Origin of the sequence: Burkholderia sp. HI2761 (assembly GCF_002223355.1) — a bacterium.
In the GTDB taxonomy this organism is placed as follows: domain Bacteria; phylum Pseudomonadota; class Gammaproteobacteria; order Burkholderiales; family Burkholderiaceae; genus Burkholderia.
In genome coordinates this window covers 338,115-355,588 of the sequence record NZ_NKFN01000007.1, presented here as the reverse complement: position 1 = coordinate 355,588, position 17,474 = coordinate 338,115, and the positions used below count along the sequence as shown (strand labels likewise).

Here is a 17,474-nt window from a genome sequence, read left to right as displayed (position 1 = left end):
ATGACAGATACATGCGCCCGCCGGCGGTTGCCGCGCGGTGCGTCGCGCGCACCTGCGTCGCGGCGCCCGTGCGCGGCTGCAAGGCGGTTGCCCCGCGCCCGAAACGCATGGCACTAAAGAAATGCGCCGCGCGGTCGTTAACGCGAGAGAGACCATTCCGTATACAGCATCGCCCCATGCCTTTGCCGATTGTAATTGCCGACGATTCGCTGCTCGCTCGCAAACTTCTGACAAAGGCGCTGCCGGGAGATTGGGACGTTGACGTCGCGTATGCAGCGAATGGTCGCGAGGCCTTGGCGCTCTATCGTGACGGCAAAGCTTCCGTGATGTTTCTGGACCTGACGATGCCCGACATGAGCGGATATCAGGTCCTGGAAACACTGCGCCACGAAGATCTGAACACGTTCGTGATCGTGGTATCCGCCGATATCCAGCCGCAGGCGCAAGCACGCGTGCGCGAATTGGGCGCGATCGCATTCGTTGCCAAGCCCGTGACGTCGGAGGCATTGCTGCCCATTCTCAAGGAGTATGGGTTGTATGCCTGAATCGGTGTTCACGGCGGAGCAACGCGACGCGTTGCAGGAAATCGCCAACCTTGCAATGGGCCGCGCCGCCGCGCGGCTTGCGTTGCTGCTCGGGCACTTCATCGAGCTGTCGGTGCCGCGCGTGCGCGTCGTGAAAGCGGCCGACGCGGGCGACGCGATGCGCGAGATGACGGGTATCCACGACAACGTGACCGCCGTGCGCCAGGGCTTCCGTTCCGACATCAAGGGCGAGGCGATCGTGCTGTGCCGCACGGCCGGCGTCGCGCGGCTCATGTCGGTCGTCGACCGCACGTTCGGCGACGGCGTGTACGCCGGGATGGCGACGCCGGACGAGCTCGTGTTCGACGTCGCGAACGTGCTGATGGGCGCCTGCGTCGCGTCGATCCTCGACGAACTCGGCCGCAAGCCCGTGTTCTTTCCGCCGGGGCTGCTCGGCGCGAACGTGTCGTTCGACGACGTCTTCCAGCCGAACGAACTGGGGTGGAGCGTCGCGCTGCTGCTCGAGGTGAACTTCGGGCTCGAGGACCACACGTTCCGCGCGCATTTCGTGATGTTGATGGCCGAGGATTCGATCCGGCTGATGGGCGACGCGCTCGACGCGTTGCTGTCCGCGCTATGACGGCCGCCGCCCCGTCGCTGAGCGACCTCGTGATCGAGCGGGTCGGCTTCGGCCTGTTCGTGCTCGACCGTTCGATGACCGTACTGATGTGGAACCGCTTCATGCAGGACCACAGCGGCATCCCGGCTGCCGACGTGATCGGCCGCAACCTGTTCGACCGCTTTCCGGACCTGCCGCGCGCGTGGCTGTCGCGCAAGCTCGAGAGCGTGTTTCAGCTCGGCAGCTTCGCGTTCAGCTCGTGGGAGCAGCGGCCCTACCTGTTCCGCTTCGAGCACGACCGGCCGATCACGGGCGGCGTCGACTACATGCAGCAGGATTGCACGTTCATGCCGCTCACGCGCGGCCGCGACGTCGAGGCCGTGTGCGTGACGATCTCGGATGTCACGCATGTGAGCGTGATGCAAAGAGAGCGCGAGGAAGCGGTCGCGAAGCTGCGCGAACACGCGAATCGCGACGGGCTGACCGGCATCGCGAACCGCCGCTTCTTCGAGGCGCGGCTCGGCGACGAATTCTCGCGCTGGCAGCGCTACGGCGGCGACCTGTCGATGTTGCTGTTCGATCTCGATCACTTCAAGACGATCAACGACCGCTTCGGGCATGCGGCCGGCGACGCGGTGCTGCGCGAGACGGCGCGCCGGGTCGCGTCGATCGTGCGCGCGCAGGATACGTTCGGCCGTTTCGGCGGCGAGGAATTCGCGCTGCTGCTGCCGTGCACGAATCTCGACGAGGCGATGCGGGTGGCCGACAAGGTGCGCGAGGCGATCGGCAGCGTGCCGGTCGATGCCGAGGGCGTCAGCGTGCCGGTCACGGCGAGCGTCGGCGGCGCGTGCGCGAAAGCCGGCGCGCTGACCTGCGACGTGCTCGTCAACGAGGCCGACGCCGCGCTCTATCGTGCGAAGCGGCTCGGGCGCGATCGGTCGGTCGCGTCCGACTGACCGACCGCGCCGCCGCGTTCAGCTTTTCGCGATGTCGGCGAGCACGCCGGCCAGCACGGCCGGCTGCGACACGAACGGCGAGTGGCTGCTGTCGAGCTGATGCACGTGGGTCGGGTTGCCGGGCGCGAGCGCGTCGGCTTCGTCGATGAAGCGCTGCTGCAGCGCGGGCAGGATCACGCGATCCTGCAGGCACTTGATGTAGTGACGGTCGATCGCCCCCCAGCGTGCGGCGGTCGTCGGGATCGCGGTCGCGAACGGCGTGGCCGGCACGTCGCAGCTCATCAGGTTGGCGACCGCGTCGAAGTCGGCCTGCGGCACGTCTTCATACAGCGCGCGCTTCATCAGTTCGCGATAGGCGGCGTCGCCGCTGTGCGGATCGATGCGCAGCGCACCGGCCACGCGCGGGCTCGCGAGCATCAGCGGGCCGAGCAGCTCGCCCTTGTTTTCCGGCGCGCGCACGTAGTCGAGGCCCGGCACGCCCGACGCGGGCATGAAGGCCGCGAGATAGACGAGCTTCGCGATCTTCTCCGACGCGCGTTCGGCGGCCGCCGTGATCGCAAGGCCGCCCATGCTGTGCCCGACCAGCACGACCTTGCCGCGGCCGAGCGCGTACGCGTCGTCGACGGCCTGCATCACCTGCGTCGCGTAGTCGTCGAGCGTCGTGTTCGCGACCGGCGACGGCTCGGCGCCGAACGCGTCCTTGTCGAGCGGCCGGGCGAGATACGACGCGGGAAAGCGGGCATGGATGCCATGCGCGGGCAGGTCGCGCGCGATCGACAGGTAGCCGCGCGCGGCGAGCGCGGCCGCCACGTGCGCGTAGCACCACGCGCCATGCCACGCGCCGTGCACGAGCACGAAAACGGGATGATCCGGCTGCGGGGTGGCGGTGTCGTTCGTCTCCATGGTGTCCGTATTTTTTTCGAGAAAGGTGTCATCTTAGACGAACCCGCCGGCAGCGAGACGCGATCGCGCCGCGCGTTTCTCGACCTGCAACGAACGGCCCCTTTGTGTCGCGCAGGCCACATTTCGTCCGGATCCGATTTGAATTTGTGCCGAAGCGCGCTAATTTGTTGTTTTGCCTGCGATTGCGTCCATGAACGTCGACTATTTCTTCTACCGGAAGCCGAATAAACCCGGCCCCTATTCGCTCGACGACCTGGGCGACGTCGCGCCGCCGATCGGCCCGGGCGCCCAGGTGCGCGCGGGCATCGCGCGCGTGTTCGAACAGATCGACTGGCAGGAATCGCCCGACGTGCCGGGCGCGTGGTTCGGTACGGGCGGCGCGGTTTTCCAGTTCACCGCCGAGCCCGACGGCCGCGTGACGAGCTTCATGGGCTCGCGCCTCGAGCGCCGCTCGATGCTGCAGCTCACGCGCGAAATGGGGCTCATCGCGCTCGATCTGCAGCGCGACATCGTCTACGGCTGACGCGCTTTCCGGCGGCCGTGCGCGCAGGCCGGCCGCATCAGCCTCCCGGTGGCGCTCGATGCCCCGCCGCACATGGCGCGTGTCCGCCATCGAACTTCAAAGATTGCTATACTTTCGCCCAATTCCGGCTTCCGGCCGGTAATTTGTGCCTGTCTGCGTCGATCGTTCGCATATCTCGCACGCATTTGACGCCCTGACCATCCCAGCCGGGCATGGCTTCTTCAATCGCCCCGCGTGGGTGTCTCCGTGGAGCTCGTCTTGGCCGTTTCCCATTCCGTCGTGGACGAACAAGAAACCGACGCCGCTGCCGTCACATCGGGCAGCTCCTTCTATCTGGCGATGCGCATCCTGCCGGCCGCGCAGCGCGAGGCGATGTTCCAGGTCTACGCGTTTTGCCGCGCGGTCGACGACATCGCCGACAGCGACCTGCCGCGCGCCGAGCGTAACGCGGGCCTCGATCGCTGGCGCGCGGACATCGACGCATGCTTCGCCGGCCGCCCGCCGCGCCACCTGGCCGCGCTCGATCGCGAGATCCGCGCGTTCAACCTGCAGCGCGCCGATTTCCACGCGATGATCGACGGGATGGCGATGGACGCGGCGGAAGACATCTGCGCGCCCGACGAGCCGACGCTCGATCTCTTCTGCGATCGCGTGGCGAGCGCGGCCGGCCGGCTGTCGGTGAGGATTTTCGGGATGCCGGAAACCGAAGGGATCACGCTGTCGCACCACCTCGGCCGCGCGCTGCAACTGACGAACATCCTGCGCGACATCGACGACGACGCGGCGATCAACCGGTGCTACCTGCCGCGCGAACTGCTCGCGCGCGAAGGCATCGCGATCACCGATCCGGCGACGATCGTGCGCGATCCGGCGGTGCCGCGCGTGTGCGCGACGCTCGTCGAGCGCGCGCTCGAGCACTTCCGTCAGGCCGACGCGGTGATGGACACCTGCCCGCGTGCGCAGGTGAAGGCGCCCCGCATCATGTCGGGCGCGTATCGCTGCATTCTCGAGGCCGCGATCGCACGCGGCTTTGCCGCGCCGCGCGCGCCGCTGCGTAAGCCGAAGGCGCGCATGCTGATGATCGCCGCGCGCTACGCGCTGTTCTGAGTCGCCGACGCGATGCCCAGAACCGTCCACGTGATCGGCGCAGGACTCGCGGGCCTGTCGGCCGCGGTCGAGCTGCAACGCCGCGGGCGGCGCATCGTGCTGCACGACGCGCACGCACACGCGGGCGGCCGCTGCCGCTCGTGGTTCGACGGGACGCTGAACACGACGCTCGACAGCGGGCTGCACACGGTTTTCGCGGGACAGCCCGCGACGCAGCGCTACCTGCGCGCGATCGGCGCGGCCGATCAGCTCGCGGGGCCCGCGCTGGCTGAATTCCCGGTCGTGGACGTCGCGTCGCAGCAGCGCTGGACGCTGCGTTTCGGCAACGGCCGCTGGCCGTCGTGGCTGTTCGATGCCGCGTCGCGCGCGCCGGGCACGACGCCGCTCGACTACTTCGCGCTCGCCCCGCTCGCGTTCGCGCGCACGGGCCGCTCGCTCGCGCAGACGATGCGATGCGACGGCGTGCTGTGGGATCGCTGGCTGCGACCGTTTTTCCTCGGGGTGCTGAACATCGAGCCGCGCCACGCGAGCGCCGAGCTCGCGCGCGCCGCGCTGTGCGGCACGTTTGCCGCGGGCGGCCCCGGTTGCCGTCCGCTCGTCGCGCGCCGCGGGCTCGGCAGCGCGTTCGTCGAACCGGCGCTGCGGATGCTGCAGTACGGCGGCGCGCAGATCTGCCTGAATTCGCGGCTCGACGCGTTCGAATTCGGCGCGCACGGCAATGCGGTGGATGCGGTGTCGGTCGGCGGCGAGCGCATCGATCTCGCGCCGGGCGACGCGGTCGTGCTGGCCGTGCCGCCCGAAGTCGCGCAGCCGCTCGTGCCCGAACTCGTCGCGCCCGACACGTTCAGCGCGGTCGCCACCGCGTATTTCGCGGTCGAAAAGCCGGCCGGCGCTCCGCTGCAGACGAGCGTCGTCAACGGCGTCGTCGATGCGGTGCGGACCGGCGATGGTCTGCTCGCGGCGACGATCCGCGATGCGGGCCGCTGGCTCGACATGCCGCGCGACACGCTCGCGCGGCGCATCTGGGAAGACGTCGCGCGCGTGAGCGGCGCGAACCCGGAAACCATCCCCGCGTGGCAGCTCGTGGTCGAGCCGCGCGCGGGCTTTGCGGCGGTGCCGTCGCAGGAAATGAAACGTCCGGCCGTGCGTACGCGCTGGACCAATCTTGTACTCGCGGGCGACTGGATTGCCACCGGTTTGCCCGCCACGATCGAGGGCGCGATCCGTTCCGGCCAGCTGGCCGCGGACGTGCTCCAGACGCAATAAACAGAGGGACCGATGAACGATCTCACCGAAATGGCTACCTTGTCCGCCGGCGCCGTGCCGGCCGACGTCGACGCGGCTGTCGCGCGTGCGACCGACGCGCTGCTGGCCGCGCAGCAACCGGATGGACACTGGGTCTACGAACTCGAAGCCGATTCGACGATTCCCGCCGAATACGTGCTGCTCGTCCACTATCTTGGCGAGACGCCGAACCTCGAGCTCGAACAGAAGATCGGCAAGTATCTGCGCCGCATCCAGCAGGCCGACGGCGGCTGGCCGCTGTTCACCGATGGCGCGCCGAACATCAGCGCGAGCGTGAAGGCGTATTTCGCGCTGAAGGTGATCGGCGACGACGAGAACGCCGAGCACATGCAGCGCGCGCGCAAGGCCATCCATGCGATGGGCGGCGCCGAGATGTCGAACGTGTTCACGCGCATCCAGCTCGCGCTGTACGGTGCGATTCCGTGGCGCGCGGTGCCGATGATGCCGGTCGAGATCATGCTGCTGCCGCAGTGGTTCCCGTTCCACCTGTCGAAGGTGTCGTACTGGGCGCGCACCGTGATCGTGCCGCTGCTGGTGCTGAACGCGAAGCGTCCGCTCGCGAAGAACCCGCGCGGCGTGCGCATCGACGAGCTGTTCATCGATCCGCCCGTCAACGCCGGGCTGCTGCCGCGCCAGGGGCACCAGAGCGCCGGCTGGTTCGCGTTCTTCCGCGTGGTCGACCATGCGCTGCGCGCGGTCGATGGCCTGTTCCCGAGCTATACGCGCGAACGCGCGATCCGTCAGGCCGTGTCGTTCGTCGACGAGCGCCTGAACGGCGAGGACGGCCTCGGCGCGATCTATCCGGCGATGGCCAACGCGGTGATGATGTACGACGTGCTCGGCTATGCGGAAGACCATCCGAACCGCGCGCTCGCGCGCAAGTCGGTCGAGAAGCTGCTCGTCGTGCACGACGACGAAGCGTATTGCCAGCCGTGCCTGTCGCCGGTCTGGGACACGTCGCTCGCCGCGCATGCGCTGCTCGAAACCGGCGATGCGCGTGCGGAGGCCGCCGTGCTGCGCGGCCTCGAATGGCTGCGCCCGCTGCAGATCCTCGACGTGCGCGGCGACTGGATCTCGCGCCGCCCGAACGTTCGGCCCGGCGGCTGGGCGTTCCAGTACGCGAACGCGCACTACCCGGACGTCGACGATACGGCCGTGGTGGTGATGGCGATGGATCGCGCGCAGAAGCTCACGCAGTCGGACACGTACCGCGAATCGATGGCGCGTGCGCGCGAATGGGTCGTCGGCATGCAGAGCAGCGACGGCGGCTGGGGCGCGTTCGAACCGGAAAACACGCAGTACTACCTGAACAACATCCCGTTCTCCGATCACGGCGCGCTGCTCGATCCGCCGACGGCCGACGTATCGGGCCGCTGCCTGTCGATGCTGTCGCAGCTCGGCGAGACGCCGCTGAACAGCGAGCCGGCGCGCCGCGCGCTCGATTACATGCTGAAGGAACAGGAGCCGGACGGCAGCTGGTACGGCCGCTGGGGGATGAACTACGTGTACGGCACGTGGACCGCGCTGTGCTCGCTGAACGCGGCCGGCCTGACGCCGGACGATCCGCGCATGAAGCGCGGTGCGCAGTGGCTGCTGTCGATCCAGAACAAGGACGGCGGCTGGGGCGAGGACGGCGACAGCTACAAGCTGAACTACCGCGGATTCGAGCAGGCGCCGAGCACGGCGTCGCAGACGGCCTGGGCGCTGCTCGGCCTGATGGCGGCAGGCGAAGTGAACAATCCGGCCGTGGCGCGCGGGGTCGACTACCTGGTCGCGCAGCAGAACGAAGAAGGTCTGTGGGACGAGACGCGCTTCACGGCGACGGGCTTCCCGCGCGTGTTCTACCTGCGCTACCACGGCTATCGCAAGTTCTTCCCGCTGTGGGCGCTCGCGCGCTATCGCAGCCTGAAGCGCGCGAACGCGACGCGCGTCACGGTCGGGATGTAACGCGTGGGCATGTCACGGCACAACGGCGCATTGCCCGTCATCGCGGTGACGGGGATGGCGTTCGAGGCGCGCATCGCGCGCGGCGACGGCGTCGAGGCCGTGTTCGCCGCGCGGGCCGACCGGCTCGAGCGCGCGCTGATCGATGCGACCGCGCGCGGTTGTGCGGGCATCGTCAGCTTCGGCACCGCGGGCGGGCTCGCGCCGGATCTGGCGCCCGGCGCGCTCGTGATCGCGAGCGCGATCGACGGGCCGTTCGGCCGCGTGGAGACCGATGCGGGCTGGAGCACGCGGCTCGTCGCCGCGCTGCACGACACGCCGGTGTGGGCGCGCGTCGCGCGCGGCACGATCGCGGCCGTCGGGGCGCCGGTCGTCAGCGAACAGGACAAGGCGTCGTTGCATCACGCGAAGGGGGCGCTGGCCGTCGACATGGAGTCGCACATCGCCGCCGCCTTCGCGGCCGCGCGCGGCGTGCCGTTCGCCGTGTGCCGCGCGATCGTCGATCCGGCGTGGCGCACGCTGCCGCGTGCGGCAACGGCCGGCCTGCGCGACGACGGCAGCACGGCGATCCTGCCGATCCTGCGCGAACTGCTGAAGCAGCCGTCGCAGCTCGGCCCGCTGCTGCAGGTCGCCAGCGACGCGCGCGCGGCGCGCACGACCCTGATCCAGGCGCGGCACGCGTTCGAGCGGGCGGGCGCGATGCGGATCTTCTGAGCGGCACGCGCCGCTGCCCTCTCCCCGCTTTCCGGTTCGCCGGTTCGCCGTTTCGCACGGACAAAAAAAGAGCGCTGCATCATGCAGCGCTCTTTGCTTTTGCGCGGCCGCCGTTGCGGCGTTACTGCGCGGCCGGGCTGCTCGCGGGCAGCGTCGGCATCGCTGGCGCGACCGGCGCGCCGTTGGCGGCCGGCGCCGTCGTCGCTCCGGCCGACGCGGCAGCCGGTGCGGCAGCCGACGCAGCGACCGGTGCGGCAGCCGGTGCGCTCGCGGGCATCGCATTGTCCGCACCCGGATCGTCGTACTGCGGCAATCCCGGCGCGGCGGGTGCGTTGTTCGGCGTAGCGCCCGATGCGCCGCCCGCGTCGCCCGGATCCTCGTAGTTCGGCAGCCCCGGCACGCCCGGCGCGGCCGCCGGCACGGCACCCGATTCACCCGGTTCGTTGTAGCTCGGCAGCGCGGCCGACGCCGACTGGCTCCGGTACGTCAACGACTTGCGCTGCTGCAGGTACGCGTCGCGCACGAACGAATACGGATCGAGCGCGGCCTGCTTCAGCAGGTCGGTCGCGCCGAGCAGGTCCGAGCGCGCGCTGATGAACTGCGCGATGTACATCGGATTGCGCGCGGCCGGCTCGATGTAGTTCAGCAGGTTGAAGCGCACGTCCACCGCGCGGCCGACGCCGTCGCGGATCGTGCTCGGCCCGAACACGGGCAGCACGAGGTACGGGCCGGACGGCATGCCCCAGCGCGCCATCGTCAGCCCGAAATCCTGGTGATGCTTCGGCAGCCCGGCCGGCGTCGCGATGTCGATCAGGCCGGCGACGCCGAACAGCGAGTTCATCGCCACGCGCATCAGATCCTGCGTCGCATCGGTGATGCGCAACTGCAGCAGGTTGTTCGCCATGTTGCCGAGATCGCCGAGGTTCGAGAAGAAGTTGCTGATCGCGGTGCGCACCGGCGTCGGCGTGATCTTCTGGTAACCCTTCGCGATCGGCACCGCGATGTTCGAATCGACCGTGTCGTTGAACTTGTACATCGCCCGGTTCATCGGCTCGAGCGGGTCGTTGGGATTGCGGTTCGGTCCCGTCGCGCAGCCGGTCAGCATCGCGCTGGCGGCGACGGTCGCCGCAATGATTCGCACCTTATTCATTGATTCCTTGCGATTGGTTCTTGGCGCGTTTGACGCGCGGTTTGCCCATCAGGACGGGCTGGAACACCACGGCGCCGATCAGCGTACAGGTCAGGGCCAGCGCGAGCAGCTTGCCCATGCTCGACGTGCCCGGATGGTGCGACAGCCACAGGCTGCCGAATGCGGTCGCCGTCGTCGCGGCGCTGAACAGTACGGCGTGCGTGAGGCTCGAATGCAGCAGCCCCGTCTGCCCCGCGCGCCACGCCATCACGAAATACACCTTGAACGCGACGCCGACGCCGAGCATCAGCGGCAGCGCGATGATGTTCGCGAAGTTCAGCGACATGCCGAGCACGACGCACATTTCGAGCGTCACGATGCCCGACACGAGCAGCGGCACCAGCGTGCGCAGCACGTCGCCGAAGCGGCGCAGCGTGACCCACAGCAGGACCGTGATCGCGATGATCGACCACAGCGCCGCGTGCAGGAACGCGTTGATGATCGTGTCGGCCGAATGCAGGATCGAGATCGGCCCGCCGGTCGCGCCCGGTTCAGCGGCCTTCACGGCCTTGGCGAAACGGCGCAGCATCGTGTCGTCGTTCGGGTCGACGCCCTTCGGCACCTTCGGCGAGATCTGCACGAGCGCGTGGCCGTCCGGCGCGACCCAGTCGCGCACGACTGGCGGCGGCAGCGATTCGCGCGTGATGTCCTGCGGCTGCAGCAGCGACGCGAGCTGGTTGAGCGCGATGCGCAGCGTATCGGAGAACGCACGTTCGGCACGGTCGCGCGTCGCGCTGTCGGCGGCGGCGAGCTTCGCGAGCGATGCGGACAGGTGCTGCGCGGCCGCGGCGCCCGGCCCCGGGTGATCTTCGGCCGCATAGCTCAGCAGGTCGGACACGCGCTTGAGCGCGGCCACGCGTTGCGCGTCGGTCGCGGCCGGCGCGGCCGGCTGCGTCAGCGCGGGCAGCAGCTCGCTCGCGGCTGCGGCGATCGCCGCGCGCTTGGCCGGCTGGTCGGCGGGGATGAAGGTCGACAGCGTGGTCGTGCGGCCCACTTCGGGCAGCGCGTCGAGGCGCTTCGCGGCCGCATCGGCTTGCGCGAGCGACGGCGCGAGCAGCGTGACGTCGTTGACGGCGGCTTCCGGCGAATCCTTCAGCGCGAGCAGCGTCGCCATCGATTCGCTGTGCGGGTCCTTCAGGTGCAGCGGGTTGAAGTCGAAATGCAGGAACGCGAGCAGTGGCAGCCCGCCGATCACGACCGCGAGCGTGCCGATCAGGATCGGCTTGCGATGGCGATCGAGGTAATCGTCGACCGGCGCGAGCCACGGAAAGCCCGGCGTCTTCGATTCGCCCGGCGGCGCGAATAGGCGCAGCAACGCCGGCAGCAGCGTGAGCGTGGTCAGCAGTGCGACGAACATCCCGACGCCCGCGATCAGGCCGAGCTCGGATACGCCGCGATAGGCGGTGGGGATGAACGAGAAGAAGCTCGCCGCGACGGCCGCGGTGGCCAGCGCGAGCGGCATGCCCATCGAGTGCGCGGCGCCGATCAGCGCGTGATCGATGCGCGAGTCGCGGAAGCGTTCCTCGCGGTACTTCACGCCGTACTGGATCGAGAAGTCGACGCCGAGGCCGACGAACAGCACCATGAACGCGACCGAGATCATGTTCAGCGAGCCGACCATCGCGAGGCCGAGCGCGGCCGTCACGACGAGGCCGACGAACAGCGTGACGAGCACCGAGCCGATCATCCGCTTCGAGCGCAGCGCCAGCCACAGGATGACGAGCACGGCGAGCAGCGTGAGCGCGCCGTTGAGCGCGGCGCCGTCTTCGACCGACGCGAATTCGTCGTCGGCGAGCGGTTGTTCGCCGGTCAGGCGCACGGCCGCGCCGTAGCGCTTTTCGAGGTCGAGCGAACGGGCCGCGTCGCGGATCACCTGGCTCGTTGCCGCGCCGGCCTTCAGCGCGCCGTAGTTGACCACCGGCTGCACGGTGACGAATGCGCGCGCGGGCTGCCGCGCGGCATCGTTGTCGACCAGCGCGCGCCACGAGAACGCGGCCGGCTTGCCGGCCAGCACGTCGTCGACCGTCGCCGCGCTGCGCGCGAGCAGCTTCGCCATCGCGGGCAGCTTCACCTGGCCGGTCAGGAGCGGCTGGCCGAGCGTGGTGGACAGCGTGGTGGCGAGCCCGGTGAGGCTCGGGTTCTTCGCGAGTTCATTGACGAGCGGGCGCGCACTCGCGAGTTGCGCGGTCGTATCGGAGACGTCCTGCGTCGACAGGAACAGCAGCCCGTTGTGCTCGAAGAACGGCCCGCCGCCCGGTTCGGCGACCTGGCCGATGCGGCCGGCGTCGGCGTCCTTCTGCAGCGCTTCGGTCAGCGCATGCGCGGCGGCCGTCGCGAATTCGGGCGCGGGCGCCTCGACGACCGCGAGGATCGTGCCGTTGCGTTGCGGGAACGCCTTGTCGACGGCCTGGCCGAGCGCGGCCCATTGCGGTTCCGCATCGACGAGCTTGCTGATGTCGGTGTTGATCTTGAAATGCTGCGCGACGTAGACGCCGCTGAAGGCGGCGATGACGAGCGACAGGACGACGACCCAGACGGGGCGGCGCACCGACCACGCAACGAGTCGGACGATGAGAGATGTCACCATGTGGCGGTGGGGAGCGGCTGGCTAGGGCAAAGTAGCCAAGTATACCGGCGCGGCGTGGCGACGGTCGTGACGTCGCGGAGATTCGGGGCGGGAAGGATATTTGCTCCGGGCGTTGCAATGGGATCGCGCGGCCGGCTCATTTGTATGGGGATATTTACATAATCCGCGCGCGGATGCGTCGGCGCCCCGCTGCGCGCCTGTGACAAACGCCGCTGAAAGGTAACAGTCGGTCACCGGGCGGCAATGCGGCGTCGGGGCCGGTATACTTTGCACCACCGGCGGATGCAAAGTGCCGGCCGTTTTTTTCCATCGAGTGCGAAATTCGTATGAAACGTCATCTGTTTGCTTTCGTCGCGGCGGCCGCCGTGTCGGTTTCCGCTTTCGCGCAGAGCGCGCCGGTCGATATCGTCCGCACCGCGGTCGAGGGCACCGTCAATGCGATGAAGGCCGATCCGGCCGCGCGTGGCGGTGACATGGCGAAGGTCACGCAGGTCGTCGAGCAGCGCTTCCTGCCCGCGACCAACTTCGAGCGCACGACCCGCATCGCGGTCGGCGACGCGTGGAAGCAGGCCACGCCGCAACAGCAGCAGGAGCTGTACAAGCAGTTCCGGTTGCTGATGACGCGCACCTACGCCGCGTCGCTCGCGCAGCTCGGCAACCAGGACGCGAAGTTCTCGTTCAAGGCCGGCGGCGCGTCGGGCGCCGACGCGCTCGTCCAGTCGACGGTGACGACGCCGGGCGACAGCCAGTCGGTCGGCTATCGTCTCGGCAAGGTCGGCAACGACTGGAAGATCTACGACATCGACATGTCGGGTGCGTGGCTGATCCAGGTCTACCAGGGCCAGTTCAAGAGCCAGCTCGCGACGGGCGGGATCGACGGGCTGATCGCGTATCTGCAGAAGCACAATTCGCGGACGAACTGAGCGCCGCTGCGCGTGGTCCGGATGCATGGAAGGCGCCCTCGGGCGCCTTTTTTCATGGCGGCGCGTGGACGGCGCACGCGTTCGCGCCTACCGCCGCCGATGCTCGACCGCGAACTTAATCAGCTCGGCCTGCCCTTCGATCTCCAGCTTGCGTTTCAGGTTGAGCCGGTGCGTCTCGACCGTGCGCACCGACAGCCCCGTCTGTTGCGCGATCTGCTTGCTCGACAGCCCTTCGGCCAGCGCGTCGAGAATATCGCGTTCGCGCGGCGTCAACCGGTCCAGCGGCGACGCGGTCGCGCTGGCCTGGATCATCCGCGCGGCCAGCCCTTCGCTGAAGAACGTCTGCCCGGCCAGCACCGCGCCGATCGCACGGACGATCTCGCTCGCGGGCGAATCCTTCAGCAGGTAGCCGCTCGCGCCGGCGCGCACCGCCTGCGTCACGTACTCGACGTTGTCGTGCATCGACAGCATCAGCACGCGAATGCCCGGAAAACGCTCATGGAACACGCCGGCGAGCGTGATGCCGTTCATGCCGTTCATCCCGACGTCCATCAGCGCGAGATCGGGTTCGAGCGATGCGGCGAGCGCGAGCGCCTCGTCCGCGTTGCCGGCTTCGCCGACCACCGACAGGTCGGCCGCTTCGAGCCGCATCCGCAAGCCGTCGCGCACGAGCGGGTGATCGTCGACGAGCAGCAGTCGGGCGGCGGGCCGGGCGGTGTCGGGGGTGCTCATGGGCAAAGGTCTCGGGTTGGGGGGCGCGTGTTCAGGCGGCGGCGCGCCGCAGCGGCACGCGCGCGGCCACGACGGTGTGGCCGACCTGCGACGTGATCGACAGCGTGCCGCCGAGCGCGTCGAGGCGCTCGCGCATGTTGCGCAGGCCGATGCCGCGGCGTGCGTCGGCCTGCGAGCGTTCGGCGTCGAAGCCGCAGCCGTTGTCGGCGATCGTCAGCGTGACGGCTTGCGCGCCGACGTCGAGCGTGACGGCCGCGCGCGACGCCCGCGCATGATGCACGATGTTGCTCAGCGCTTCCTGCGCGATCCGGAACAGCGCGGTATTGACGGCTTCGGGCAGCGGCCGCGTGCCGCTGTGCGCGACCTGCGTATAGCCGATGTCGACGCCGCTTTCGGCGCCCAGCTCGCGCACGAGTTGCTCGAGCGCGGCCGCGAGGCCGAGATCGTCGAGCATCGACGGACGCAGCGCATGCGAGATGCGCCGGACTTCGCGCAGCGTGTCGCCGAGCCGCCCGACGCCCGACGCGAGCGCCTGCTCGGCTTCAGGCACGCGCGACGTGCCGCGTTCGAAGCGCGCGAGCGCGGATTCGAGCATCAGCTTCGCGGACACCATCATCTGGCTGATCCCGTCGTGCAGTTCGCGCGACAGCCGCGCGCGCTCCTGCTCCTGCGATTCGACGACGCGTTGCGCGAGCAGCTTGAGCTTCGCGTCGGCGCTGCGCGACTCGCTGACGTTCAGCACCAGCGCGCATACGGCGATCGCCGCCGCACCGGTGAGCGCGATCGCGGTGAGCCAGCTCATCGTGCGCTCGATGTTCGCGGACGCCCGTGCGTCGATGCGCTGCAGCGCGTTGTCGACGTCGTCGAGATAGATGCCGGTGCCGACCATCCAGCCCCAGCGCTCGAGCGCGACGACGTAGCCGAGCTTCGGCGCGACGCGGCCCGTCGACGGCCGCTGCCATGCATAGCGCACGTAGCCGCCGCCCTGCGACGCCGCGCCGATCAGCTTCTGGATGGTCAGCGCGCCTTCCGGGTCGCGCATCGACCAGAAGTTGTGGCCGACGCGCTCGGGCTCGCGCGGATGCATCAGCGAATTGCCGTGCAGGTCGTAGACGAAGAAATAGCCGTCGGGCCCGAAATCCATCTTCTGCAGCACCGCGAGCGCCTGCGTGCGCAGCAGCGCGTCGTCGCGCCCATTGCGGCCGCTCGCGTCGTAGATCGGCATGATCGCGCTCGTCGCGAGCTCGACGTAGTGTTTCAGCTCGACTTCCTTGCTCGACAGGTATGCGGCTTGGATCGTCGCGTGCTGCGTGCGGGCGAGCGACGTCGCCTGCTGGCGCACGCCGAAGCCGATGCCGGCGATCGCGAGCAGGAACGGCACGATGGCCAGAAGGAAGATCTTTGCCTTGAGTCTCATGGTGGTGCGAAACGGTGCGGCCGGCCAGGTGCGGCCGGCGAGGTGCGGCCGGCCAGGTGCGGCCGGCCGGGCGCATCGGCCGTGCGGCGCCGCGGCGGCGTATCGAGCCGACATTGTCGGCGATTTTGCATGCGGCCGGCGGCCGCCCCGCTGCCCGTACGCTCAGGCCCGCCGCGATTGGAGATCGTCGACCGGCGTGGCCGCCTGCACGACGATGCGGTTGCGCCCGCCTTCCTTCGCCCGATACAGCGCATCGTCGGCCCGCTTCAGCGCGGCCTGGATGTTGTCGTCGAGTTCGGGATAGCTGGTCGTCACGCCGATGCTCACCGTCAGGCGGCCGACCGTGCCGGCGTCGTGCCGGATGCCGAGATCGAGGACGCCCGCGCGGATCGTTTCGGCGATCGTCACCGCGCCGTCCGTGTCGATGTCCGGCAGCACCACGACGAATTCCTCGCCGCCGTAGCGCGCCGCATAGTCGGCCGGGCGGCGCAGGCAACCGGCGATGCAATGGCCGACCGCGGCGAGTGCGTCGTCGCCGGCCTGGTGGCCCTGCGTGTCGTTGTAGCGCTTGAAGTAATCGACGTCGATGAACAGCAGCGACAGCGCATGTTGCGAGCGCGCGGCGCGGCGCCATTCGCGCGCCAGCGTGACGTCGAGCATCCGGCGATTGTCGAGGCCCGTCAGGCCGTCGGTGCGCGCGAGCGCCTGCAGCTCGGTTTCCGCGCGATGGCGCTTGCGCAGCTGCACGTCGAGCAGCAGCGACAGGCCGACGAAGCCGATCGCGAGCACGGCCATCGCGGAGCCGATCGGGATCGCGCGGTCGTACCACGCGGCGTAGGTGTCCGTTTCCGAGCGCGCGACCATGACGATGAGCGGCAGGCTGTCGAGGTGCCGGAACACGTACAGGCGCCGCACGCCGTCGATCGACGCGGTATCGGCGAAGCTGCCTTCGCTGGCGGTCATGAATTGCCGGAACGTGCTCGCGCGGCTGATATCCCGGCCGACGGTTTTGGGGTCGTACGGCTCGCGCGCGAGCATCAGGCCGTGCGTGTTGATCAGCGCAACCGAGCCGCGATCGCCGAGCGACAGGCGCGAGAACAGGTTCTGGAAATATTCGAGCCGGATCGACATCACCGCAACGCCGCCGAACGAGCCGTCGGGCCGCGTGATCCGCCGGCTGAGCGCGATGCTCGGCGAGCCGCCGCGCAGGCGCGAATGATACGGATCGCTGACGTACAGGCCGACGTCGGGGTGATCACGGTGCACGGTGAAGTACGGCTCGTTGGCGAAGCTGGCCTTGCGCGGCACGTCGCTCTTGCCGTCGACCTCGATGTCGCCCTTTGCGTCGAGCACGTAGATGCCGCCGAGGTACTTGGCCGTCGTCGCGCGATCGAACAGCACCTGGCGGCGCAGCGACATCGGCAACGCGACGACCGCGGGGTCGTTCATGCCTTCGACGACGGCCTGCAGCGACAGCGAATAGATCTCGATGTTGCGTTCGATGTCCCACGACGCCATCAGCGCGAGATTCTGCTGCATGCTGCGCGAGCGGTCGCGTGCGTCGATGCGGCCTTCGTACAGCACGATCCCGCACAGGAGCAGCAGGATCAGCGCGATCAGAAGCCCCGCATAGAAGATCAGGTGCGGCAGCAGGAACCTGCGCAGATGAGCGGCGACACGGCTCGTCAGGCCGGATTCGCTGGGCATTGCGTAGTCGGTTTCTGCCATGGTCGGTGGATCGGGGGCATCGCCGCCGTGCCGCGGGCCGATGCGATTGTTCGTATGACTACCGGTGGCGATCCGGTGCGCAGCCCTTCCCGTGCACGCGTTGCGTTCAGCGGAGAAAACGGGCTCGGGTTATCGACAAGCGCGGCCAGATAAACCGATGAAGCCTGTATTCACAGGTAACTTCTGCTGCAATTCGACGATCTGACGAATCGCGCGACGCGAATGCCACGGAGTATAACGCGCGTGTTTGCGTGTGCGGAAAATGTTGCAAACCGTTGATCGGGGTCAAATTATCGTGTAATC

The 17,474-nt window shown here is 68.8% G+C and carries 15 protein-coding genes; 9 read left to right on the top strand and 6 right to left on the bottom strand.

What is annotated here, in order from left to right; translation table 11 throughout:
* Nucleotides 1-176 precede the first annotated feature (176 nt).
* The 3 genes from CFB46_RS19145 to CFB46_RS19135 are packed head-to-tail and all read left to right on the top strand — an operon-like array spanning nt 177 to nt 2,099.
* Nucleotides 177-545, top strand: a complete 369-nt coding sequence (locus tag CFB46_RS19145; RefSeq protein WP_011548759.1) for a response regulator — start codon at nt 177-179, stop codon at nt 543-545.
* Nucleotides 538-1,164: a chemotaxis protein CheC gene (locus CFB46_RS19140; protein WP_027781796.1), complete on the top strand. Its 627-nt coding sequence runs from the start codon at nt 538-540 to the stop codon at nt 1,162-1,164. Before CFB46_RS19145 ends, CFB46_RS19140 begins: the two co-directional genes overlap by 8 nt.
* Nucleotides 1,161-2,099 (top strand): GGDEF domain-containing protein, encoded by a 939-nt coding sequence (locus CFB46_RS19135; protein ID WP_089500853.1) that lies wholly within the window; start codon nt 1,161-1,163, stop codon nt 2,097-2,099. The genes CFB46_RS19140 and CFB46_RS19135 overlap by 4 nt, the downstream gene beginning before the upstream one ends.
* Nucleotides 2,100-2,117: 18 nt before the next feature.
* On the opposite strand, the gene CFB46_RS19130 is transcribed toward CFB46_RS19135, so the two are convergent.
* Nucleotides 2,118-3,002, bottom strand: a complete 885-nt coding sequence (locus tag CFB46_RS19130; protein ID WP_089500852.1) for an alpha/beta fold hydrolase — start codon at nt 3,000-3,002, stop codon at nt 2,118-2,120.
* A gap of 190 nt (nt 3,003-3,192) precedes the next feature.
* Here CFB46_RS19130 and CFB46_RS19125 point away from each other — a divergent pair, with 190 nt between their 5' ends.
* The 5 genes from CFB46_RS19125 (at nt 3,193) to CFB46_RS19100 (ending at nt 8,595) form a co-directional block, all read left to right on the top strand.
* The gene (locus CFB46_RS19125) at nt 3,193-3,525 is read left to right on the top strand and encodes a hypothetical protein (RefSeq protein WP_089500851.1); all 333 of its coding nucleotides are present in this window, start codon (nt 3,193-3,195) and stop codon (nt 3,523-3,525) included.
* A 258-nt stretch (nt 3,526-3,783) separates the two neighbouring features.
* Entirely contained in the window at nt 3,784-4,632 is an 849-nt protein-coding gene (gene hpnD, locus CFB46_RS19115; protein WP_089502253.1) for a presqualene diphosphate synthase HpnD, read from the top strand.
* A 12-nt stretch (nt 4,633-4,644) separates the two neighbouring features.
* Entirely contained in the window at nt 4,645-5,898 is a 1,254-nt protein-coding gene (gene hpnE, locus CFB46_RS19110; protein WP_089500850.1) for a hydroxysqualene dehydroxylase HpnE, read from the top strand.
* A 12-nt stretch (nt 5,899-5,910) separates the two neighbouring features.
* Entirely contained in the window at nt 5,911-7,884 is a 1,974-nt protein-coding gene (shc, locus tag CFB46_RS19105) for a squalene--hopene cyclase (RefSeq protein ID WP_027781790.1), read from the top strand.
* 9 nt (nt 7,885-7,893) lie between these two features.
* Entirely contained in the window at nt 7,894-8,595 is a 702-nt protein-coding gene (locus CFB46_RS19100) for a phosphorylase (RefSeq protein WP_089500849.1), read from the top strand.
* Between the two features lie 121 nt (nt 8,596-8,716).
* On the opposite strand, the gene CFB46_RS19095 is transcribed toward CFB46_RS19100, so the two are convergent.
* Together CFB46_RS19095 and CFB46_RS19090 are read right to left on the bottom strand one after the other, a co-directional pair.
* Nucleotides 8,717-9,745: an MlaA family lipoprotein gene (locus tag CFB46_RS19095; protein WP_089500848.1), complete on the bottom strand. Its 1,029-nt coding sequence runs from the start codon at nt 9,743-9,745 to the stop codon at nt 8,717-8,719.
* Nucleotides 9,738-12,371: an MMPL family transporter gene (locus tag CFB46_RS19090; protein ID WP_089500847.1), complete on the bottom strand. Its 2,634-nt coding sequence runs from the start codon at nt 12,369-12,371 to the stop codon at nt 9,738-9,740. Before CFB46_RS19090 ends, CFB46_RS19095 begins: the two co-directional genes overlap by 8 nt.
* Before the next feature lie 326 nt (nt 12,372-12,697).
* Between CFB46_RS19090 and CFB46_RS19085 the strand changes: the two genes are divergently transcribed.
* Nucleotides 12,698-13,294, top strand: coding sequence for an MlaC/ttg2D family ABC transporter substrate-binding protein (locus tag CFB46_RS19085; RefSeq protein WP_027781786.1), 597 nt, complete (start codon nt 12,698-12,700; stop codon nt 13,292-13,294).
* Nucleotides 13,295-13,381: 87 nt separating this feature from the next.
* On the opposite strand, the gene CFB46_RS19080 is transcribed toward CFB46_RS19085, so the two are convergent.
* The 3 genes from CFB46_RS19080 to CFB46_RS19070 all read right to left on the bottom strand — a co-directional run bounded on the left by CFB46_RS19080 (nt 13,382) and on the right by CFB46_RS19070 (nt 17,171).
* Complete coding sequence (locus tag CFB46_RS19080) at nt 13,382-14,026, bottom strand: response regulator (protein ID WP_027781785.1); 645 nt, start codon at nt 14,024-14,026, stop codon at nt 13,382-13,384.
* Between the two features lie 31 nt (nt 14,027-14,057).
* Entirely contained in the window at nt 14,058-15,443 is a 1,386-nt protein-coding gene (locus CFB46_RS19075) for a cache domain-containing protein (protein WP_089500846.1), read from the bottom strand.
* Between the two features lie 162 nt (nt 15,444-15,605).
* The gene (locus tag CFB46_RS19070) at nt 15,606-17,171 is read right to left on the bottom strand and encodes a sensor domain-containing diguanylate cyclase (protein WP_089500845.1); all 1,566 of its coding nucleotides are present in this window, start codon (nt 17,169-17,171) and stop codon (nt 15,606-15,608) included.
* Nucleotides 17,172-17,474 lie beyond the last annotated feature (303 nt).

Bases quoted from the DNA above. Each gene is read 5' to 3' on its own strand.
- CFB46_RS19145 (WP_011548759.1), top strand. From the start codon at position 177: ATGCCTTTGCCGATTGTAATTGCCGACGATTCGCTGCTCGCTCGCAAA.
- CFB46_RS19140 (WP_027781796.1), top strand. From the start codon at position 538: ATGCCTGAATCGGTGTTCACGGCGGAGCAACGCGACGCGTTGCAGGAA.
- CFB46_RS19135 (WP_089500853.1), top strand. From the start codon at position 1,161: ATGACGGCCGCCGCCCCGTCGCTGAGCGACCTCGTGATCGAGCGGGTC.
- CFB46_RS19130 (WP_089500852.1), bottom strand. From the start codon at position 3,002: ATGGAGACGAACGACACCGCCACCCCGCAGCCGGATCATCCCGTTTTC.
- CFB46_RS19125 (WP_089500851.1), top strand. From the start codon at position 3,193: ATGAACGTCGACTATTTCTTCTACCGGAAGCCGAATAAACCCGGCCCC.
- hpnE (WP_089500850.1), top strand. From the start codon at position 4,645: ATGCCCAGAACCGTCCACGTGATCGGCGCAGGACTCGCGGGCCTGTCG.
- shc (WP_027781790.1), top strand. From the start codon at position 5,911: ATGAACGATCTCACCGAAATGGCTACCTTGTCCGCCGGCGCCGTGCCG.
- CFB46_RS19100 (WP_089500849.1), top strand. From the start codon at position 7,894: ATGTCACGGCACAACGGCGCATTGCCCGTCATCGCGGTGACGGGGATG.
- CFB46_RS19095 (WP_089500848.1), bottom strand. From the start codon at position 9,745: ATGAATAAGGTGCGAATCATTGCGGCGACCGTCGCCGCCAGCGCGATG.
- CFB46_RS19090 (WP_089500847.1), bottom strand. From the start codon at position 12,371: ATGGTGACATCTCTCATCGTCCGACTCGTTGCGTGGTCGGTGCGCCGC.
- CFB46_RS19085 (WP_027781786.1), top strand. From the start codon at position 12,698: ATGAAACGTCATCTGTTTGCTTTCGTCGCGGCGGCCGCCGTGTCGGTT.
- CFB46_RS19080 (WP_027781785.1), bottom strand. From the start codon at position 14,026: ATGAGCACCCCCGACACCGCCCGGCCCGCCGCCCGACTGCTGCTCGTC.
- CFB46_RS19075 (WP_089500846.1), bottom strand. From the start codon at position 15,443: ATGAGACTCAAGGCAAAGATCTTCCTTCTGGCCATCGTGCCGTTCCTG.
- CFB46_RS19070 (WP_089500845.1), bottom strand. From the start codon at position 17,171: ATGGCAGAAACCGACTACGCAATGCCCAGCGAATCCGGCCTGACGAGC.